At 62.0% G+C, this 18,892-nt stretch carries 17 protein-coding genes and 1 pseudogene; 12 read left to right on the top strand and 6 right to left on the bottom strand.

Going from position 1 to position 18,892, the window contains the following annotated elements:
• Position 1: 1 nt before the first annotated feature.
• Both Q0K02_RS06920 and pgsA read right to left on the bottom strand, forming a co-directional pair.
• Positions 2–358, bottom strand: coding sequence for a septum formation initiator family protein (locus Q0K02_RS06920; RefSeq protein ID WP_294486657.1), 357 nt, complete (start codon positions 356–358; stop codon positions 2–4).
• Positions 359–382: 24 nt separating this feature from the next.
• A complete protein-coding gene (pgsA, locus tag Q0K02_RS06915) occupies positions 383–973 on the bottom strand; it encodes a CDP-diacylglycerol--glycerol-3-phosphate 3-phosphatidyltransferase (protein WP_294486564.1) in 591 nt (196 codons plus the stop codon).
• Between the two features lie 256 nt (positions 974–1,229).
• On the opposite strand from pgsA, the gene Q0K02_RS06910 reads away from it, so the two are divergent.
• Together Q0K02_RS06910 and Q0K02_RS06905 are read left to right on the top strand one after the other, a co-directional pair.
• Positions 1,230–2,603 carry a M23 family metallopeptidase gene (locus Q0K02_RS06910; RefSeq protein WP_294486561.1) on the top strand — a complete coding sequence of 458 codons (1,374 nt, stop codon included), beginning with the start codon at positions 1,230–1,232 and terminating at the stop codon, positions 2,601–2,603.
• A gap of 98 nt (positions 2,604–2,701) precedes the next feature.
• The gene (locus tag Q0K02_RS06905) at positions 2,702–6,358 is read left to right on the top strand and encodes an FAD-binding and (Fe-S)-binding domain-containing protein (RefSeq protein ID WP_294486559.1); all 3,657 of its coding nucleotides are present in this window, start codon (positions 2,702–2,704) and stop codon (positions 6,356–6,358) included.
• Positions 6,359–6,743: 385 nt separating this feature from the next.
• On the opposite strand, the gene Q0K02_RS06900 is transcribed toward Q0K02_RS06905, so the two are convergent.
• On the bottom strand, positions 6,744–7,487 hold the full coding sequence (locus Q0K02_RS06900) for a MipA/OmpV family protein (protein WP_294486554.1): 744 nt from the start codon (positions 7,485–7,487) through the stop codon (positions 6,744–6,746).
• A gap of 142 nt (positions 7,488–7,629) precedes the next feature.
• Between Q0K02_RS06900 and Q0K02_RS06895 the strand changes: the two genes are divergently transcribed.
• Both Q0K02_RS06895 and Q0K02_RS06890 read left to right on the top strand, forming a co-directional pair.
• Positions 7,630–8,232: a TetR/AcrR family transcriptional regulator gene (locus tag Q0K02_RS06895; protein WP_294486552.1), complete on the top strand. Its 603-nt coding sequence runs from the start codon at positions 7,630–7,632 to the stop codon at positions 8,230–8,232.
• A gap of 44 nt (positions 8,233–8,276) precedes the next feature.
• Complete coding sequence (locus tag Q0K02_RS06890) at positions 8,277–8,699, top strand: hypothetical protein (protein ID WP_294486547.1); 423 nt, start codon at positions 8,277–8,279, stop codon at positions 8,697–8,699.
• A 55-nt stretch (positions 8,700–8,754) separates the two neighbouring features.
• Here the strand turns inward: Q0K02_RS06890 and Q0K02_RS06885 are convergent, their stop codons facing one another.
• Both Q0K02_RS06885 and Q0K02_RS06880 read right to left on the bottom strand, forming a co-directional pair.
• Positions 8,755–9,225 carry a metal-dependent hydrolase gene (locus Q0K02_RS06885; RefSeq protein WP_294486544.1) on the bottom strand — a complete coding sequence of 157 codons (471 nt, stop codon included), beginning with the start codon at positions 9,223–9,225 and terminating at the stop codon, positions 8,755–8,757.
• A complete protein-coding gene (locus tag Q0K02_RS06880) occupies positions 9,222–9,683 on the bottom strand; it encodes a YccF domain-containing protein (protein WP_294486541.1) in 462 nt (153 codons plus the stop codon). Before Q0K02_RS06880 ends, Q0K02_RS06885 begins: the two co-directional genes overlap by 4 nt.
• A gap of 473 nt (positions 9,684–10,156) precedes the next feature.
• Between Q0K02_RS06880 and asnS the strand changes: the two genes are divergently transcribed.
• The 5 genes and pseudogenes from asnS (at position 10,157) to Q0K02_RS06855 (ending at position 14,081) form a co-directional block, all read left to right on the top strand.
• Entirely contained in the window at positions 10,157–11,542 is a 1,386-nt protein-coding gene (gene asnS / locus Q0K02_RS06875; RefSeq protein ID WP_294486538.1) for an asparagine--tRNA ligase, read from the top strand.
• On the top strand, positions 11,539–12,132 hold the full coding sequence (locus Q0K02_RS06870; RefSeq protein ID WP_294486655.1) for a TrmH family RNA methyltransferase: 594 nt from the start codon (positions 11,539–11,541) through the stop codon (positions 12,130–12,132). The genes asnS and Q0K02_RS06870 overlap by 4 nt, the downstream gene beginning before the upstream one ends.
• A gap of 177 nt (positions 12,133–12,309) precedes the next feature.
• Positions 12,310–12,696 (top strand): annotated as a pseudogene (locus Q0K02_RS06865) (CoA-binding protein); the annotation flags it as partial.
• Entirely contained in the window at positions 12,670–13,194 is a 525-nt protein-coding gene (locus Q0K02_RS06860; RefSeq protein ID WP_294486652.1) for a YkgJ family cysteine cluster protein, read from the top strand. The pseudogene Q0K02_RS06865 and the gene Q0K02_RS06860, both read left to right, overlap by 27 nt.
• 215 nt (positions 13,195–13,409) lie before the next feature.
• Positions 13,410–14,081 (top strand): adenylate kinase, encoded by a 672-nt coding sequence (locus Q0K02_RS06855; RefSeq protein ID WP_294486535.1) that lies wholly within the window; start codon positions 13,410–13,412, stop codon positions 14,079–14,081.
• Between the two features lie 130 nt (positions 14,082–14,211).
• Here the strand turns inward: Q0K02_RS06855 and Q0K02_RS06850 are convergent, their stop codons facing one another.
• Positions 14,212–15,684 carry a carbon starvation CstA family protein gene (locus Q0K02_RS06850; protein ID WP_294486531.1) on the bottom strand — a complete coding sequence of 491 codons (1,473 nt, stop codon included), beginning with the start codon at positions 15,682–15,684 and terminating at the stop codon, positions 14,212–14,214.
• Positions 15,685–16,729: 1,045 nt separating this feature from the next.
• Here Q0K02_RS06850 and Q0K02_RS06845 point away from each other — a divergent pair.
• The 3 genes from Q0K02_RS06845 to Q0K02_RS06835 all read left to right on the top strand — a co-directional run bounded on the left by Q0K02_RS06845 (position 16,730) and on the right by Q0K02_RS06835 (position 18,823).
• Positions 16,730–17,143 (top strand): DsrE family protein, encoded by a 414-nt coding sequence (locus Q0K02_RS06845; RefSeq protein WP_294486528.1) that lies wholly within the window; start codon positions 16,730–16,732, stop codon positions 17,141–17,143.
• A gap of 235 nt (positions 17,144–17,378) precedes the next feature.
• Positions 17,379–18,065, top strand: a complete 687-nt coding sequence (locus Q0K02_RS06840) for an HAD hydrolase-like protein (RefSeq protein WP_294486525.1) — start codon at positions 17,379–17,381, stop codon at positions 18,063–18,065.
• On the top strand, positions 18,062–18,823 hold the full coding sequence (locus Q0K02_RS06835; RefSeq protein WP_294486522.1) for a DeoR/GlpR family DNA-binding transcription regulator: 762 nt from the start codon (positions 18,062–18,064) through the stop codon (positions 18,821–18,823). The genes Q0K02_RS06840 and Q0K02_RS06835 overlap by 4 nt, the downstream gene beginning before the upstream one ends.
• Positions 18,824–18,892: the final 69 nt, after the last annotated feature.

Below are 18,892 nucleotides of genomic sequence, written 5' to 3'. Positions count from 1 at the left end.
TTCAGTCATGCCTGTCGTCAGCTCCTGCGCCAAGCCACTCCGAGTCTTCCCTGTTCTTGTCGAAGAGGTAGAGGATCTCGTTTTTTCTCACATAGTTGAGGCGCTGCCGAATCACTTTTTCCACGTAGGCCGGGTCGGTTTTGAGCAGACGGATCTCCCGGCTCAGGGCGGCGCGCTTTTCATCGAGCGCGGAGAGCTCCTGCGAGAGTTCCTGCTGTTTTTCCTTGAGCACGCGCCAGGTGTAGAGGCTGTGGGAACCCCACACGATGCGGCTTGCCAGCGCAAAGTTGAGCAGCACGGCAAGCACGAGCAGGGAGAGCTTCCACCAGAAGGCCTTGTTTGTTGTGCGATGATTCATGGACACGGCGACACGCCAGGCAGGCTAGTTGTTTTCCGCCAGATGATCGCGCCACTGGCGATAGAACAGATAGAAATAGTTGCAGCCCGAGAAGATGGTGAGCACCAGCGCAATGTACAGCACCACGGTGCCGATGAGATGCACGGGCAGGCCCATGACCGGGAAGTGGATGAGCAGCGGCACCATGGCGATGATCTGGAACACGGTCTTCCATTTGCCGTACCAGTCGGCCGCGATGACCACGCCCTTGTCTGCGGCCACGGCGCGCAGACCGGTGACGGCGAGTTCGCGGATAATAATGATGATGACTATCCACGCGGGAACCCAGCCGAGTCCCACCATTTCGATGAGGATGGAGCAGATGAGCAGCTTGTCGGCCAGCGGATCGAGGAATTTGCCGAAATTGGTCACCTGCTTTTCGCGGCGGGCGATGTAGCCGTCGAGAAAGTCGGTGACGGCGGCGGCCACGAAGAGAAACATGGCTATCCAGCAGGTATAGACGTTGGGAAAGTGGATGAGCAGAAGAATGGGCAGCACGGCCCCGATGCGCATCATGGTGATGCGGTTGGCCCAGCCCATGTTGCTGAATATCTGCATGACGTCTGACACAAACATATCTCTTCTCCCCCGAAAGGACATATCAATGTGTAGGGCTTATCATAAAGAGGGGCGGCGCGGCAAGGCGGAAGGCGGCCGCATGCCGGGAAAAAGTTCCCGTTTCCTTGAGAATATAAAGAAAGCCGCCGTCGGAAAGAAAAATGTTTTTCGCCGCTTCTTGACTTGTGGGCCGAGTATGCGAAAAAATACGTTCTGCCGTGCCAGCGCATGGCCCGGCCATACCATGGGCCTTTCGCCCCGAAAGGATGCAGCCTTGTTTAGCAGAAGACAAATTTCCTACCGATCTTCGTCCCGACGCTCGACGTCCGGGCTTTCCGTCATCGCCATGCTGTTGATCCTGGCGCTTGCCGGAGTGGGGGCGTATTTCCTCATGCGCGATCTGAGCGGGCCTTCCGTGACCATGAATCCCGAACTTTCCGGCCGCATCGGCCTTGTGCAGAACGTGGAACTGAATCTGGCCGACAAGTCCGGCGTGCAGTCCGTGACCGTGACGGTGAAGCGCGGCGATCAGAGCATGACCGTGCTGCAGCAGACGTTCGGCACGCTGGAAAAAACGCAGAAGACGTCGTTCAATCTCAAGGAAACCCGCCTGCCCGAAGGCGCGTTCGAGCTGGAAATCCGGGCCGTGGACGGCTCCTATGCCGGATTCGGCCGCGGCAACACCACCACGGTGAATCTGCCCCTCGTGCTCGATTCCCAGCCGCCGCGCATCGCCGTGCGCACCGGCCCGCCCGCCATGTACCGCGGCGGCAGCGGCCTCATCGTCTATACCGTTTCCGAAGAAGTTTCGCAGAGCGGCGTGCGTGTGGGCAAGCTCTTCTTCCCCGGCTACAAGCAGGACAACGGCGCCTATGCCTGTCTGTTTCCCTTCCCCATCGCCCTGAAGACCGGCGACTTCCTGCCGGAAATCATGGCGCGGGATCTTGCGGGCAACGAAACCTCCAGCCGTCTGCTCGTGCATGCGCTCAACCGCAATTATCGTTCGGACACCCTGAACATTCCCGAAGCGTTCCTCAACTTCAAGGCCAGCGAGCTCGCCCAGCTCTGCCCCGAAGAGAGCACGCCGCTTGCCCAGTATCTGTGTTCCAACAACAAGGTGCGCGAGGGCAACGACGAAACCCTCATCAGGGTGGCCGCCGATCCGGCCAACGTGTCGCCGCGCTTCCTGTGGAGCGGCGCGTTCCGCCGTCTTCCCCGTTCGGCCGTGAAGGCCAACTTCGGCGACTTCCGCACCTACGTGGACGGCAACCGGCAGAAAATCGACGAGCAGACCCACATGGGCCTCGATCTCGCTTCCGTGGCGCACGCCGAAGTGCCCGCCGCGCAGAGCGGCCGCGTGGTGTGGGTGGACTATCTCGGCATTCACGGCAACATGATCCTCATCGAGCACGGCCTCGGCCTCATGACGCAGTATTCCCACCTCAGCGAGTACGACGTGAAGGTGGGCGACACCGTCAAGACCGGACAGATCATCGGCCGCACGGGAACCAGCGGCCTTGCCGGCGGCGATCACCTGCATTTCGGCGTGCTTGTGGGCGGCGTGCCCGTGCAGCCCCTGGAATGGCTCGACTCCTCATGGGTGAAGAACAACATCACCTCGCGCATCAACATCAATCTTAACCTGTAGGAATACGTCGCGATCCGTTGCGGCGACGATGATTACGGGCCTGCCCGGAGCCCCCGCTCCGGCGGGCCTCCCTTTTTTCCGCTTCCAAGGAGACCGCCATGCCCCACAAAGGGCCCCATATTTCCATATCGGCTGAGTATGTGGTCAACCGCATCCTGCGCATCAATCTCGATGAGTTCGAGCGCTGGCCTCAGAGCGTCCGGCAGCTGGCCATCGACATCGCCGAAGAGCTGTTTCTCGTGGCGTACAATCCCTTCATTTCCGCCTCGGAAGTGAAGAAGAGCGTCAACGAACATTATCAGGCCGAGTCTCCTTCTCTCGCCCATCAGTACGCCACGGCCATCAGCGAAGGCATCACCATGTTCTGGAGCGCGCACGAGGCCGAGCTGGAATTCTGCCGCGAACTTGAGGGGCGGCTTTCGTCCGTCATGCCCGACGACTGCATCCTGCGCCGCCGCGGCGCGCTGGTCGCCGCCGCCACCGACGCCACCGACCTGCGCATGGAACTGCCCCTGCTCGTGGTGGAGCCCGACACCCCCGAGCAGATCAGCGCCCTCGTGCGTCTCGCCAACGAAATGAAGTTCGCCATCATTCCCCGCGGCGGCGCGTCCGGCCTCACGGGCGGCGCCGTGCCCGCGCGCAAGCGCACCGTCATGGTGAGCACCACGCGCCTCACGGCCAAGTCGGTCAACAAGGCCGCGCGCACCATGACCTGTCAGGCCGGCGTCATCACGCAGGACGCCATCGACTTCGCCGCGTCCAAGGGGCTGCTCTTCACCGTGGATCCGGCCTCCAAAACGGCGTCCACCATCGGCGGCAACGTGTCGGAAAACTCCGGCGGGCCCTTCTGCTTCGAGTACGGCACCACCATCGACAACCTGCTCTCCTGGAGCATGGTCACGCCCACGGGCGAAATCATCCGCATCGAGCGCGTCAATCATCCCGGTCACAAGATCATGCCCGACGAGGACGTGGTCTTCGAGGTCAAGGATCTTTCCGGCGGCATGCGCAACGTGGTGCGCCTCAAGGGCAACGAAGTGCGTCACGCGGGCCTCGGCAAGGACGTGACCAACAAGCTGCTCGACGGCCTGCCCGGCATGCAGAAGGAAGGCATTGACGGCATCATCACCGAGGCGACCTTCGTGCTGCATCCCAAGCCGTCGCTCTCCCGCGTGATGGTGCTGGAATTCTACGGAAAATCCATGGTTCCCGCGGCCGAGCTCGTGCGCAAGATCGTGAATCTGCGCGACAAGATCCGCGAACAGGGCGGCGACGTGCATGTGTCCGCGCTGGAGGAATTCAATTCCAAGTACGTGCAGGCCATCAACTATCAGCCCAAGTCCGACCGGCACAAGGGCAGCCCCATTTCCGTCATCATCGTGCAGGTGGACGGCAACGACGCCTATGTGCTCGACGACACCGTGCAGGCCATCTACGCCCTTGCCGGAGACGATCCCCACGTGTTCGCCGCCATCGCCAAGGACGACAAGCAGGCCGCCGAATTCTGGGAGGACAGGCATCGTCTTTCGGCCATCGCCAAGCGCACGTCCGGCTTCAAGATGAACGAGGACGTGGTGCTGCCCATGGCGCAGATTCCGGAATTCGCCCACTATCTGGAAACGCTCAACGTCGTGGCCGCCGCAGACGCCTACCGCTTTGCCCTTCAGGAACTTTCCCGTCTCCAGGGCTTCCCGCTGGAAGATCCGGCCTTCAACGAAGAGTTCGCCTTCGCCTCCCACGTGGCCGCGAGCGATGAATCCAATCTCGACCCCGAGCTCGTGGACGAAGAGGTGGCGAAACGCGCCGAAACGTGGCTGCTCGCGCAGAAGGAGCGCTTCCCGCGGCTCGCTTCCCGCATCGACGGCATCGTGGCGTACATGAAGAGCAGCCGCATCGTGGTGGCAAGCCACATGCACGCCGGCGACGGCAACTGCCATGTGAACATTCCCGTGAACTCCAACGATCCGCGCATGATGGAGCACGCCGAAGACGTGGCCATGCAGGTCATGGCCAGAACCCAGGAGCTCGGCGGCGCGGTCTCGGGCGAGCACGGCATCGGCATCACCAAGATATCCTTCCTTGATCCCAAGCAGATGGAGAGCCTGCGCGAGTTCAAGATGCGCGTGGATCCGCGCGATCTGTTCAATCCCGGCAAGCTCGTGACCCGCAATCTTCCGGTGCGTCCGTTCACGTTCTCGTTCAACCGGCTCATTGCGGACATCCGCGAATCCGGCCTGCCGGACAAGGAATGTCTCATCCGTCTGCTCTCCCAGGTGCAGACCTGCACCCGCTGCGGCAAGTGCAAGCAGGTGTGCCCCATGGTGTACCCCGAGCGCTCCTTCCAGTACAATCCGCGCAACAAGAACATCATTCTCGGCGCGCTCACCGAGGCCATCTACTATTCTCAGGTCACCACGGGACATCCTTCGCCGGAACTGCTCGCCGAACTGCGCCACCTCGTGGAGCACTGCACGGGCTGCGGCCGCTGCACCTCGGTGTGCCCGGTGAAGATAGAATCGTCGGAAGTGGCGCTGAGCTCTTTGGCCTACGTGAAGCGCGAAGGGCAGGGCGGGCATCCCATCAAGTCGCAGGTGCTCAACGTGCTCTCTTCCGATCCTTCGGCCCGCGTGCCCGCCTTCGCCAAAATGGCGGCCCTCGGTCAGAACGTGATGAATCAGTTTTTGCCGCTGGTGCCCCGCGTGTGGCGCAAACGCATGAGCAGCCCGCTCTTTTCCGGCAGGGGGCCCGCGCTCGGCATGGTGAGCATGTACGAGAGCCTGCACCTTGAAAAGAACGCGGCCGCGCATCTTTTCCTGCCCGTGAGCGGCGACATCTCCGCTCAGGGCGTGCTTGAAGGCCGCGTGCCCGCGGTGCTGTACTTCCCCGGCTGCGGCGGAAGCCTGTTCTACCGCCGCATCGCGCTGGCCTCCATTGCGCTCATGATGTACGCGGGCGTGCCCGTGGTCATTCCCGGACGGCACCTTTGCTGCGGCTATCCGCTGCTGGCCGCCGGTTCCGCCGAACAGTACGAAGTCAACCTCCAGCGCAACCGGCAGGTCATTGCCTCCACGCTTCAGGCTGCCGCCGAAGCCGGTTTCGACGTGAACATGCTGGTCACGGCCTGCGGTTCGTGCCGCGAGTCCCTCATGCGTCACGGCATCACCGGCGTGGACGGCAACGTGCTGCCGCACAACGACATCGTGCAGCTTCTGGTGGATCGCCTGCCCCACGACGTGGCCGTGAGCAGCGAGCGCATCATCTATCATTCCTCCTGCCATCCGGCGTGGTCCGGCGTGAAGGCCACCAAGGACGGCGGCAAGGTGGCAAGAGCCCTGGAACGCATTACCGGCGCGTCCATTCTGCTGAACCCCGGCTGCTGCGGCGAATCCGGCGCGGGCGCCTACACCTGCCCGGACATCTACAACACCCTGCGCGCCCGCAAGCGCGAGCGCCTGGAAAGCGCCCTTGCCGGGTACACGCCCGATGCGCCCATTCTGGTGGGCTGCCCGTCGTGCAAGATAGGCATTGCGCGCACGCTCATGACCATGGACGTGAAGCATCCCGCGCGCGGCAAGGATAAAAGCGTTGAAGACACGCCCGTGATCGACACGCATCGTCCGGTGCTGCACAATGCCGAATGGCTGGCGGAAACCCTGCTCGGCAAGAACTGGCTTTCCACCTTCAAGGCGCAGGCCTCCCGCACGGAAGGACATCCCGGCGTGCGCGTGGTGTGCATGGAGCCGAGAAAGCGTTAGTCTGCTGCGGCGAAAGAAGTGAACAAAGGCGGAGCCGGTACGGTCGGCTCCGCCTTTGCTTTTGAGAAAGACCGCCCGCGCAGAACGGAGGAGGCTTCCGGGTTTGCCGACGCAGGCGGTCTTTTGTCCGTCGGGAGAGTCATGGCGGACGGCGGGATGGGAAACCTGCCGGGGGAAGGCGGGTTTCGGAATATCCGGTCGGCTCGGATAAGGGGTTGCCGCGCATCTGCGGAAACGCGGCGCGCGGATGCCGACGTTGCGGCTCGTGCGGCGCGGAAGAAACGTTGCGTTTTCTGCTCAGACCGGGGCGGAATCGTGTCGGCCCGGCGTTCGGCCCGAGCGCCCGGGCGCTGTTCTTCGCTGTTCCGCCTTCATGCGGGCAGGACTAGAAGGAATACGTGAGTCCGCCGCCGAAAATGTGCTGCGTGCTCCTGTCCACCATGGGGCTGTCCTTTATTTCCTTGCCGAGGAAGGTGATTTTCCAGCTGGCAAACAGACTCCAGTGATCGGAAAGGGCGTAGTCGGCGCTGACGCCGAGAAAGGGCGTTGCCGACGCGTCGGGAGAGTAGCGGGAAAGACCGCTGCGCGCCGATTCTCCCCGGCTGATGCCGTAATAGTAGTCGTTGAAGTTGGCGCTGGAAAAGAGAACGCCCCCGGTGGGAATGACGGTGAGCGGGCCTGCGTTCAGCGGATAGGCATAGTCGATGCTGGCCAGAAATCCGTCGCTTGTGCCGGTAATGTCGCCGGAGGCCTTCGCTCGCAGGGAGCCGAAGCTCGTGTTCAGCTCGTAGCCCAGCGTGCCGAGAACGATGATGTTGCGGTTGTCGAGCCGCTTCATGGCCGGATCGTCGCTTTTGGAGGCGCGGAAATACTGCGGAAGAAGCGTTGCGCCCAGAGAAATTTTCTGCACGCCGTCGTTCCAGAGCCACACGCCGGCTTCCGTATTCTTCAGGAAAAATCTGTCGCCTTCATAGTGAACGACGGGCATGGGCAGGACGCGGGCGTCGGAGCCCCGGTATTCCGACTGTACGGAAAAAACGCCGGCGCTCAGCGACACGCGCTGTGCCAGCGCCGGTTTGCCGAGCAGCAGCACGGCGGCCGCCACGAGAAGCAGGGTGCGAAATCGCATGATGGGAGATCCTCCTGAGTATTGCTGCAGAGGGAGTTATAGCTGTTTCACTATTAAGTCAACACTTGTTTACTTGCTTTTGCCAATGCCGCAGGATACAACGAAAATGCAATCAGCACAGGACATGTGAAGGCGGAGCCGGATGGAAGACGGAAGCAGCAGGTTTTCAGACAGCGGACAGCGCGCAAAACCGGGGCGGAACGCCGCGCAGACGAAGGAAAGGATACGGAAAAACGCCGAAAGGCTTTTCACCAGGTATCCGTACGAAATGGTGACGCTGCGCGAAATAGCCGCTCAGTCGTCCGTCAATGTTGCGCTCATAGGCCGATACTACGGATCCAAGAAGGAGCTGTTCTGCGCCGTGCTCGACAGTCTTTCCTCAGATCGGCTGCCGCTTCGGCCGAAGGACAAGCTGGGCGATCTGGCGGACAGAACGGTTCGCGCGCTTGAAACCGGGCATGAGGACGACAGTCAGCTGGCGCTGCTGAACATTCTCATGCTTTCTTCGCAGTCCAGAGAGGCCATGCCCGTGATTCAGGATCGGGTGAAGGGCTTTTTCACCGACTTGGCCGCAACGGATGGGGAATCGAGCGTGCCTGCGGGGTTCGTGCTCACGTCGTGTACGCTGGGCGTGCTCATGCTCCGGAGGCTTCTGCCCGAGGACTATCCGCTCCGCGTATCCGCCGCAGACATGCGGAAGGCGTTGCAGATGCTGCAGAACGCTCTGACCGGGGAAACGCGCTGATGGTTGCGGTCGGCGTTGCGCGCCGCGTATGAGGTATTTCAGGCATGAAAGAATACGACGTCACTTTTGCCGCGGCGGTGGAGGCTCTGGAGGGCGCGCGCTCGTGCCGGGTGCTGCGCCTTGCCGGTGAAGCTTCGGCCGTGCTGCTTCTGAGTCTGGAGGGCGAATGTCCTCCGCTGCTGCTCGGCTGTCCGGCGCGGCTGCTTTCGGATTTTTCCTCCGGCGTCACGAGGGCGGAGCGCGAAGCGCTCGGCCTGCCCCCGGAAGGCGGCGAGGCGGACGTGGAGGTGTTCTGCCGCATGGGCATTCCCGGGAACGATCCGCTTGCCGCGGGGCTGGACTGCTCGCGACTGGTGCTTGTCTCTCCGTCCACGGGCCGGGCGCTGGAGGCGTCCCGCGCGCAAGGCGGTCTCATCCCTCTGCGGCGAGCGGCGGCATCTTCGGCCCGGAGCCGTTCGGACGACTGACCGCTCGGACGCGGGGAGCGTCGAGGCGTCTTGCGGGAGCTTTTCCGGGAAGGGCTCAGTACAGCGGCACGTTGAAGTGCAGAAGTTCCGGCTTTTCCATGATCCAGAAGACCAGCGCGCACATGACAAGCAGCGCGTATTCGCCGAAGCTCCCGGTGCTGCACAGGCGGAGGGAAAAGCGTTTTTTCAGGAAGGGCAGCAGCGGCACGCCGTGCGTGGTGCACATGTCGAGCAGTACGTGGGTGAGCGCGCCGAAGCCGAATCCTCCCACGAGGGCGTCGGGCAGAGGGCCGAGCTGGCCGGTGAGCGACCATGCCCAGATGGCCAGCCACCAGCCGAACCAGTGCGAAGAGCGGCGGTGTACCTGATTGAATTTCTTCTGCCGGAAAAAGGCGCGTCTGGCCGCGTGCTGATCCAGCATGTCCGGCGCGACGGAGCCGAACCAGGCGGCAGCCATGCCCGCCAGGGGAAATCCCGCGGCAAAGGAGGCCATGAGAGCCATGGCCTGATGAGTGGTCCATTTCATGCGTCGTTTCTTCTCCGGTTCAGGTCTTCGGCGGCGCGGCGTCGTCTTGCCTCGGCGGCCACCGCGCAGGGCACGACGGTTTTGCCGATGGGAAAGAGGGCGAGCTCCGCAAGTTTGATGTGCTGCCAGGCAAAGGGCAGTCCCACAATGGTGACGGCGAGCGCGGCGGCGTTGGCCACATGGGCGAGCGCTATCCAGAATCCGGCAAAAATGAACCACAGGGCGTTGCCCAGCATGCCGGGCAGGCCCGTGCCCAGATCGCTTTTGCCGTACACGAGCTCGCGGGAGACGGATTCGTAGCCGAAAGGCATGAAGACGAAGCCCGCCATGACGAAGCAGGCGCGCCCCCACGGCAGGCCCACGATGCTCAGGCAGGCCAGCACGCCGAACAGCAGCCACACCAGAGCCGCAAACCAGCCGCCGCAGACTATCCAGAGAATGTTGCCTATGACGCTCATGTTTTCCTCAATGATTCCGGGGCAAAGAGCGGCATGATGCCGCACGTGTCGCCGCCGGAGCGGAAGAAGCATTTTAGCCGACGCAGGGAAGTTCCGCAAGGAAAATTTCCCGCGGAACAGGCTGCCTCAAAACGCGTCGCCTCGGAAGCCGGGGCCGTTGCAGCCGAAGCGGGCCGCCGGTCGTGAGCATCACGCCGAGGAACGTTTGCGGCAGTCGAACGCCTTCCGATCCCGGGCAGCGCCGAAGGGCGGCTCCGCCGCGTGCGTCGGGATGAGCCGCCGGGGCAGGAGCGAGTCGAAGGGGAGGGGCCGTCATGCCCGACGCCTTTTCGCAGCAGGCCGTCGGACGAAGCCGGGCCGAACGCGCGCAGGTTCCGCGCGTCCGGCGGGCGTTTTCGCCGGTTGCAGAGCGGGCCTCTATGGCGTATGCTGCCTCACGTTCTTTTCAACCTTCCTTTCCGGAGAGATTTCCTATGCAGCGTATCAGCATACGTGAAGCTCTGGCCTCCACCGGGCCGCGCAACGGCGTGACTGTGTGCGGATGGGTGAGAACCCGCCGCGATTCCAAGGGCTTTGCCTTTCTTGAACTCAACGACGGCTCCTGCCTCAAGAACCTGCAGTGCATTGTCGACGAGGGCACGCAGGCCTGGAACAGCCTCGAAGGCGTGAACACCGGCGCGGCCGTCAGCGTGACCGGCGATCTTGTGGAATCGCCCGGCAAGGGACAGAAATGGGAAGTTCACGCCGACTCCATGACGGTGTTCGGTCTGGCCGATCCGGCCACCTATCCGCTTCAGAAGAAGCGTCATTCCGACGAATTTCTCCGCACCATCGCGCATCTGCGTCCGCGCACCAACAAGTACGGCGCGGCGTTCCGCATCCGCTCCGAGGCGGCGCTTGCCGTGCATGACTATTTCCGCGGCCTCGGCTTCTACTACGTGCATGCGCCCATCCTCACCGGTTCCGACTGCGAGGGCGCGGGCGAAATGTTCCGCGTGACCACGCTCCCCGTGGACGGCGGCCCGAAGCCCGAATCCGGCAACGTGTTTGAAAACGACTTCTTCGGCAAGCAGGCGAGCCTCACGGTGTCCGGCCAGCTTGAGGCGGAAGCGCTGGCCTGCGCGCTCGGCCGCGTGTACAACTTCGGCCCCACCTTCCGCGCCGAACATTCCTACACGCCGCGCCACGCCGCCGAATTCTGGATGGTCGAACCCGAAGCCGCCTTCAACGACATCTGGGACAACATGGAGCTCGCCGAAGGTCTCATCCGTCACGTGGTGCGCCACACGCTGGATCACTGCGCCGACGACGTGGCCCTGTTCGACAAGTTCGTTGCTCCCGGCCTCATCGACGGCCTGCGCGACATGGCGGAAAAGAAGTACGCCCGCATTGCCTACCGCGACGCCGTGAAGCTCCTTCAGGAAAGCGGAAAGAAGTTTGAATATCCCGTGTCGTTCGGCACCGATCTGCAGACCGAACACGAACGCTTCCTCGCGGAAGAGTATTTCCGCTCCCCGGTGACGGTGTACGACTATCCCAAGGACATCAAGGCGTTCTACATGCGCATGAACGACGACAACGAAACCGTGGCCGCCATGGATCTGCTCGTGCCCCGCATAGGCGAGCTCATCGGCGGCAGCCAGCGCGAAGAGCGTCTCGACAGGCTTTCCGCGCGCATCACGGAACTCGGGCAGAAGCCCGAAGACTACTGGTGGTATCTTGATCTGCGCCGTTTCGGCAGCGTGCCCCATTCCGGATTCGGCATGGGCTTTGAGCGCATGATCATGCTGCTGACCGGCATTTCCAACATTCGCGACGTGCTGCCGTTCCCCCGCACCACGGGGTCTCTGGAGTTCTGATGAGAGTCATGACCGAACGCCGCAGGGCGAAGATTGAAAAGGTGCTCGCGCAGCGCCAGAAGGGACTCACCCTTGTCATGGACAACGTGTGGGATCCGCACAACGTGTCGGCCATATACCGCAGCTGCGATGCCTTCGGCGTGCCGGAGGTGCATCTTTACTACACCCAGTGCGCGTTTCCGCAGCTGAGCCGCAAGACGTCGGCTTCGGCCTTCAAGTGGGTGAACACCGTGCGCCACTCCAGCAAGGAGGAACTCATGGCGTGCCTGCGCGCGCAGAACATGCAGGTGCTCGTCACGAGCTGCTCTCCGGCGTCGCGTCCGCTCACCGCGTACGATTTCACCCGTCCCACGGCCATCGTCATGGGCAACGAGCACGCGGGCGTTTCCCCGGAACTCGTGCCGCTCGCGGACGGCGAGGTGTACATTCCCATGTACGGCATGGTGCAGAGCTTCAACGTGTCCGTGGCCTCGGCGCTCATGCTGGCGGAAGCCTCGCGTCAGCGCGCGGCGGCCGGCATGTACGAACACAGACTCTGGTCCGACGAAGAATATGAAACGCGCCTGAACGCCTGGCTGGAAAAGGCCTAGCGTGTGGCGCACGCCGTTTTCGGCGCGAGAAAAGGCCCGCTTCCGCAGGGGAAGACGGGCCTTTTCTCCGTACGGACGCGCTTTTCCGTTCTTTCCCTCCCGCAGGCCATTGCCAAGGGCGCGGGTGCGGGATAGAATATGTTCGTTTTGTGACGAATGCCTTTTTGCGGAGTGTTCATGCTGTTCGACGACATGCGGTCTCTTCTCGCCCGTGCCAGAAACATTGCCATCATAGGAGCCAAGGACAAGCCCGGTTCGCCCGTGGATCACGTGGGCCGCTACCTGCTCAATGCCGGATTCAACATTCAGCCCGTGCATCCCGTGCGGCGTCAGGCCTGGGGCATTCCCGCGGTGCGCAGCATCGCCGATCTTCCCGGCATAGGCTTCGAGCCGGACATCATCTGTCTTTTCCGCGCTCCGCAGTACTGCGAGGCCCACGCCCGCGAAACCCTCGCGCTGCCCCGCCTGCCCATGATCTTCTGGATGCAGGAAGGCATACGCAGCCCCGAGGCGGGGCGTCTCATGGCCGAAGCCGGCGTGAAGGTGGTGGAGGACCGCTGCCTGGAAACCGTGCATGCCGCACTCTTCGACGATACCACCGAAACCTTTTCCTGCACGCGCTGCGGCAAGTGCTGCGAAGGGCGCGGGGGCATCGTTGTGGGGCCGCACGATCTGCCGCGCCTGTGCGCCTATTTCGGTCTTCCGGCCGAAGAGGTGCTCGCGCGCTACACGGAAAACATCGGCGGCAAGCCCGCGCTCAAATGCGGCGACGACGGCTTCTGCCTGTTCTTCGAGGCCGGAAAGGGCTGCGCCGTGCATCCGGCCCGGCCGGACGTGTGCCGCGCCTGGCCTTTTTTCCGGGGCAATCTCGTGGACAGGGTGAGCTTCGACATGGCAAAGGAAGACTGCCCCGGCATACGCCGCGAGGCCTCGCACGAGGATTTCGCCCGCGAGGGATTCCGCTATCTGAACGACTACAAGCTGCGCGCGCGGGACATTCTGCATGAGGGCCGCGCCCTCATCGTGGACGAGAGCGAACTGCCGTCCGGAGCGAGGCGCTGATATTTCCCTTTCCGCGGAGCGGAAAGGGCCGCCGAAAGGCGGTACGGATGGGGTTGCCGCGGCGTCCTGAGGGCGCGGCGACAGAGGTTGTTAATGACAATGGCGGCATCGACAGGATGATTCCGCTCTGCGTGCATGCCGCAGGCATCCACGCAGGAAGCCCGCGGGGAGGAGATTCCCCGGGCGTTCACGCGCAAACGCGCCAGAGGATTCTGATGAATATTCTGATTTTTGGCCCCAACGGCAGCGGCAAGGGCACGCAGGGTGCTCTTCTCATGGAAAAATACGGCATTCAGCACATTGAATCCGGCGCCGTTTTCCGTCAGCACATCGGCAACGGCACGGAGCTCGGCAAGAAGGCCAAGGCCTACATCGACAAGGGCGAGCTCGTGCCCGACGACATCACCATTCCCATGGTGCTGGACATCCTCAAGAATCAGGGCGACAAGGGCTGGCTGCTCGACGGCTTCCCCCGCAACATGGAGCAGGCCCGCAAGCTTGACGAAGCCCTCAAGGCCGCCGGCATGAAGCTCGACTACGTGGTGGAAATTCTGCTGCCCCGCAAGACGGCCCGCGAACGCATCATGGGCCGCCGCCTCTGCGTGAACAACAACAATCATCCCAACAACATCTTCATCGACGCCATCAAGCCCAACGGCGACGTCTGCCGCGTGTGCGGCGGCGCGCTCAAGACCCGTCCCGACGATCAGGACGAGGCCGCCATCAACAAGCGTCACGACATCTACTACGACGAAAAGAACGGCACCCTTGCCGCGGCGCACTACTTCAAGGATCTCGCCGCCAGGGGCGAAACCACCTACATCACCCTCGACGGCAGCGGCACCATTGAGTCCATCCGCGAGGATCTGCTTTCCAAGCTGAAGTAGCGGGAATTTTCCGTCGCTTTCCGAAAGGCCCCGGGCGCATGCGTTCCGGGGCTTTGTCGTGTCTTTGGGGGCGCAAAAAAAAGGCCTCTCCGACGGGCGGGGAGGCCTTTCATGCTGCAATCTTACGCGCCTACTTCACGCAGGCGGCGGGCTTTGCGGTGCTCACGCTGCCGCTGCGGCAGAAGTGCAGGAACAGCGCAAGGCAGGAAAGGGAAACGATGATGCCGATGATGGTGGACGCTTCCATGGAAAGACGGAAGCCGATGGGCGCATAGCAGATGTAGGCCGTGCAGACCGTGGTCATGAACACGGCGGGAATGCTGGTGATCCAGTGCAGGCGTCCGTGCCTGGCGAGCCACACGGAGAAGGCCCAGAGGCTCACGCAGGACATGGTCTGGTTGGCCCAGCCGAAATATCTCCAGATGATGGGGAAGTCCAGCAGGGTGAGGGCCACGCCGCCGCAGAACAGCGGAACGGCGGTGAGAATGCGCTTGGTCACGTTCTTCTGATCGATGTGGAAACGGTCGGCCAGCATGCCGCGGGCGGCGCGGAAGGCGGTGTCGCCGGTGCTGATGGGCAGAAGCACCACGCCGAGAATGGCCAGCAGACCGCCTACCGGTCCGAGCAGGGTGATGGCTATCTGCTGCACGACCACGGTGGGAGCGCCCTTGGGACCCATGGACGCGGAAAGCGAGGCCGCGTCGGGATAGAAGGAAAGGGCGAGCGTGGCCCAGATGAGGCCGAGAACGCCTTCGGTGATCATGGCGCCGTAGAAGACGCGGCGGCCCTGCTTTTCATTGGTCATGCAGCGGGCGCGCAGGGGCGACTGCGTGGCGTGGAAGCCGGAAATGGCGCCGCAGGCGATGGTGATGAACAGAATGGGCCACACGGGAGTGTGGGCGGGGTGAACGTTGGTGAAGAAGTCCGTGTTGGGCAGAATGGTGTAGCCCTTGGCGAACAGCGCCACGATGAGACCCAGAGCCATGAAGATGAGCATGACGCCCACGATGGGATAGAAGCGGCTGACGATGCGGTCAAAGGGAATGATGGTGGCGACGAAATAGTAGGCGAAAATGATGACGCTCCACGCCAGCGTGGGGGCGGTCGGGAACAGATTGGTCAGAAAATGCGGGAACAGGTTGGCCAGCAGGGCGGCAGGCGCCAGCACGAAGGTGGCTCCCACCATGACCATGAAGATGATGGTGAAGCATTCCATGAAAATTCGCGCGCCCGAGCCAAGGTTGCGGCCGATGATCTCGGGATAGCTGATGCCGTCTTCGCGAATGGAAATCATGCCGGCGATGTAGTCGTGAACCGCGCCGGCGAAAATGGAGCCGAAGACCACCCACAGCAGGGCCACGGGGCCGTACAGAGCGCCGAGAATGGTGCCGATGACGGGGCCGAGTCCGGCGATGTTGATCATCTGGCTCATATAGAGCTTCCAGAGGGGCATGGGTTCAAAGTCCACACCGTCCCTTTTGGTCATGACGGGAGTTTTCCGGGACGCGTCGGCCCCGAACACGTGTTCCACAAAGGCGCCGTACACGACATAACCTGCGATGAGCAGCGCACAGCAGCCAAAGAAATAAAGGGTGCCAAACATAACAGATCCGGCTTTCGCCGGCCCTCCAGTGCCCTCTCCAACAGGGCGTGTCTGTTCCCCGGTCGTGTGCGGCCGGGGAAGGTGAACGTGTTCCGTTTCGGGGAAAAACGGAACCGGCAGTCGAAGGATCGGATGCGGGCGATACTTTTTCGCCTCGGAAGCGTCGAACAGGCTGTCGCAGTCTTGCCGTTCTGCCGGGCGCAGGGAGAACCGCAATTCCCTGCGGCGCGGTAGGTAATGGAAAGTGCTCCCGCCCGGGGGGATTGTCAAGCCGTCATTTTAATAAAACTTTTTTGTACCAAAAGGAGAGGCGTGAAACAAAAGGGAGCCGGGAGCGCGAGGCGTCGGAACAGAACGGAACCGGGGCAATTTCATCGTGTATTTTCAGATGGTTCCGGAATGCTGGCTGCCGGGGGATGCCCCTCGGCGGAGCGGCGTGCGGCTCGTTTGCGGGCAGGGCGGCGTTTCGGCGCAACTTCGGGGAGGGGGCCTTTGAGCGGGACGTTGGAGCGGAACTTCTTGTGCGGGGGAAAAGTGAGCATGGGAAAGGGGCAAGGGCGGACAGGTCCGGGCGCAGTTTGCCGTCGCGGGAAAACCCCGGAAGTCGGACCGACGCGCCCTTTTGTCGCTTTGTTTTTTTCTCGCCGTCACGGGAGGCGCAAGTTCAAAACCGCGAGGCAGTGAAATGATGCCGTCGTCCGAAACCTGTTCCATGTTCCGCGCCCGGCGGCAGAGCGGGAGCGGAGAGGTCGGGGCTCACCTCGGCGGAGCGTCGGAAGAAACAGGCTTGCTCTGGTGGATCGACGCCGCGGGAAGAGCGCCTGCCGGGGCCTTGTCCGACGCGGAAACGACGGAACAAGAAGCATTTTTTCCTGTTTCTTCGGCATTGAGGCGGAAAAATGGATTGACAGAACACACGGCCAATGAAATTCTTTTGGAGAGCCCCTTGTGCTGCAAGGGTGCGGGACGGTTCCGACGGCCGACCGTGCCTTCCGGCGCGCAAGCCGGCCGCGGACTGAAACAGTACTGGTTCAAGGAGAATATTATGAAGTTTGATCTGGTCATTCATGTGAACACCAACGATCCCAACGTGTTCAGACTGGCGTTCAGCCAGGCTGCCAACTACAAGAAGGAAGCGCTGCTCAAGCGTCATAAGATTTCCCCTCTGGACATTGCCGCCAAGGCCGGTTTCATGGCGCTGGACGAACCGGATACGTTCAAGCTCATCATGGTGGTGAACGGCCCTGCCGTGCAGCAGCTCGTGAAGGAAAACGTCGAGCTGCTGGGCAAGGCTCAGGAAGCCGTGGCCAACGGCCTGAAGATTCATGTGGGTCAGTGCGCCATGAACTCCTATCATGTGGAAAAGGACATGCTCTGGTCGTTCGTGGAAGTCGTGCCTTCCGCCACGCTGGATCTTGTGCAGCTTCAGAATTCCGGCTTTGCCTACATGAAGGTGTAATCCATCTGATTTAAAAATATTTTTTCATGGAGCGGGGCGTTTTGGCGCTGCCGCTCCTTTTTTGTGCGCCGAGGCGGAATTTCGACGGCAGAGCGGCCGGAAAAGAAGCGGAACAAGTTGCCGTGCTCCGTTGACAGGGCAGAAAAAGCGTTCTATAGCAAAAGACAATAGGGAATTATATATTCCATTTTTTCTAACTATTAAAAATAGTTGTCATTCAACTCCCGCTTCTGCCATGACGCCGACCCTCCGCTTTTCCGCCGTATTTTTCGACCTGGACGGAACGCTTGTTGATTCCGCGCCGGACATTCTCCATCTGATTCGTCAGGTGCTCATGGATGCGGGACTTGACGTGCCCCCCATGGATTTTCACCTCATCGGACCGCCGCTCGAAGAGATTTTTGAAGCCGTGGCGCCTTCGGTGTCTCCCGAATTCCGGGCGGAGCTGGTGCTGGCCTATCGCGCGCTCTACCGTGTGGACGACTACGCCCGCAGCCGCGTGTTTTCCGGCATTCCCGGCCTGCTGCACTCACTCAGGGAACAGGGCGTGCCCGCCTTTGTGGCCACGAACAAGCCGGAAAAGGTGACGCGGCGTCTTCTGGAGCGCAAGGGCCTGCTGCCCCTGTTCACCGACGTGGCCAGCCGCGATTCCGTGGCCGGCCGCAGCCTTTCCAAGCGCGAGATGCTGGACATGCTCATGGAGCGGCACGGACTGAGCGCATCCTCGGCCCTGATGGTGGGGGATTCCAGGCTCGACATTTCCGGCGGCCGTGAGGCGGGGGCGCGCACCGCGGCGGCGCTGTACGGCTACGGCCGGAAGGATGTGCTGCTCGGGGAAAAGCCCGACTTCGTGGTGGAAGACGAGGGCTGGGAACGGATGTTCGCGTGGCCGGAAATGCGTCCGGCGGGAATGCAGCCATGAAACAGGAAAAAAGACAGGAAATCATTCTCTACGCCGTGATGCGCAGCGGCTACGTGTCTATTGACTCGCTGGCCGAGGAGCTCGGCGTGTCGTCGCAGACCATCCGGCGCGATCTCGCCGTCATGGACAGACAGGGCATGCTGGAACGTCGTCCCGGCGGGGCCAGCTACCGCACGACCATCCTGAACAGTTCCTACGAGAAGCGGCAGGTGGAAGATTTGAAGGACAAGGAGCGCATTGCCCGCGCCATTGCCGAATACATTCCGGACAACTGCTCCATCTTCCTGACGCTGGGAACCACGACGGAAGTGATAGCCAACGCGCTTTTGTGCCGTTCGGGCCTCATGATCATCACCAACAACACCGTGGCGGCGCTGACGCTGAACAAGAAGTCGGACTTCGAGGTGGTGCTCACGTCGGGCTACATGCGCAAGAGCAGTCACGGGCTGGTGGGGGAATCCACCATTGACTTCGTGAACGGCTTTCAGTGCGACTACCTCATCACCAGCGCGGGCGGCATCAACGAGAGCGACGGCTGCCTGGTGGACTTTCACACCGCGGACGTGAGCGTGGCGCAGGCCATGATGCGGCATTCGGGCAAGGTGCTGCTGGCCGTGAGTCCGGGCAAGTTCGGGCGTCATGCCGTGATACGGTTTGCGCCCATGAAGAGCGTGGACATGCTCTTTACCTGCGAGCCCATACCGGCAAGACTGTCGGAGCTGGCTGAAAAATCAGGGGTCAATATTGTTACCTGCTGAGCTTTGAAATGCAAAAATTGTCCGTTTACACGCATATTGTCGATTTTTTTCGCATAAAAAATATGTTAT

Source organism: uncultured Mailhella sp., from assembly GCF_944324995.1.
Lineage (GTDB): Bacteria > Desulfobacterota > Desulfovibrionia > Desulfovibrionales > Desulfovibrionaceae > Mailhella.
This window is presented reverse-complemented; position numbering and strand designations above follow the sequence as displayed.

Coding starts and splice junctions, on each gene's coding strand:
- pgsA (WP_294486564.1), bottom strand. CDS start 973: ATGTTTGTGTCAGACGTCATGCAGATATTCAGCAACATGGGCTGGGCC.
- Q0K02_RS06905 (WP_294486559.1), top strand. CDS start 2,702: ATGCCCCACAAAGGGCCCCATATTTCCATATCGGCTGAGTATGTGGTC.
- Q0K02_RS06890 (WP_294486547.1), top strand. CDS start 8,277: ATGAAAGAATACGACGTCACTTTTGCCGCGGCGGTGGAGGCTCTGGAG.
- Q0K02_RS06880 (WP_294486541.1), bottom strand. CDS start 9,683: ATGAGCGTCATAGGCAACATTCTCTGGATAGTCTGCGGCGGCTGGTTT.
- Q0K02_RS06840 (WP_294486525.1), top strand. CDS start 17,379: ATGACGCCGACCCTCCGCTTTTCCGCCGTATTTTTCGACCTGGACGGA.
- Q0K02_RS06850 (WP_294486531.1), bottom strand. CDS start 15,684: ATGTTTGGCACCCTTTATTTCTTTGGCTGCTGTGCGCTGCTCATCGCA.
- Q0K02_RS06845 (WP_294486528.1), top strand. CDS start 16,730: ATGAAGTTTGATCTGGTCATTCATGTGAACACCAACGATCCCAACGTG.
- Q0K02_RS06895 (WP_294486552.1), top strand. CDS start 7,630: ATGGAAGACGGAAGCAGCAGGTTTTCAGACAGCGGACAGCGCGCAAAA.
- Q0K02_RS06885 (WP_294486544.1), bottom strand. CDS start 9,225: ATGAAATGGACCACTCATCAGGCCATGGCTCTCATGGCCTCCTTTGCC.
- Q0K02_RS06900 (WP_294486554.1), bottom strand. CDS start 7,487: ATGCGATTTCGCACCCTGCTTCTCGTGGCGGCCGCCGTGCTGCTGCTC.
- asnS (WP_294486538.1), top strand. CDS start 10,157: ATGCAGCGTATCAGCATACGTGAAGCTCTGGCCTCCACCGGGCCGCGC.
- Q0K02_RS06920 (WP_294486657.1), bottom strand. CDS start 358: ATGAATCATCGCACAACAAACAAGGCCTTCTGGTGGAAGCTCTCCCTG.
- Q0K02_RS06855 (WP_294486535.1), top strand. CDS start 13,410: ATGAATATTCTGATTTTTGGCCCCAACGGCAGCGGCAAGGGCACGCAG.
- Q0K02_RS06835 (WP_294486522.1), top strand. CDS start 18,062: ATGAAACAGGAAAAAAGACAGGAAATCATTCTCTACGCCGTGATGCGC.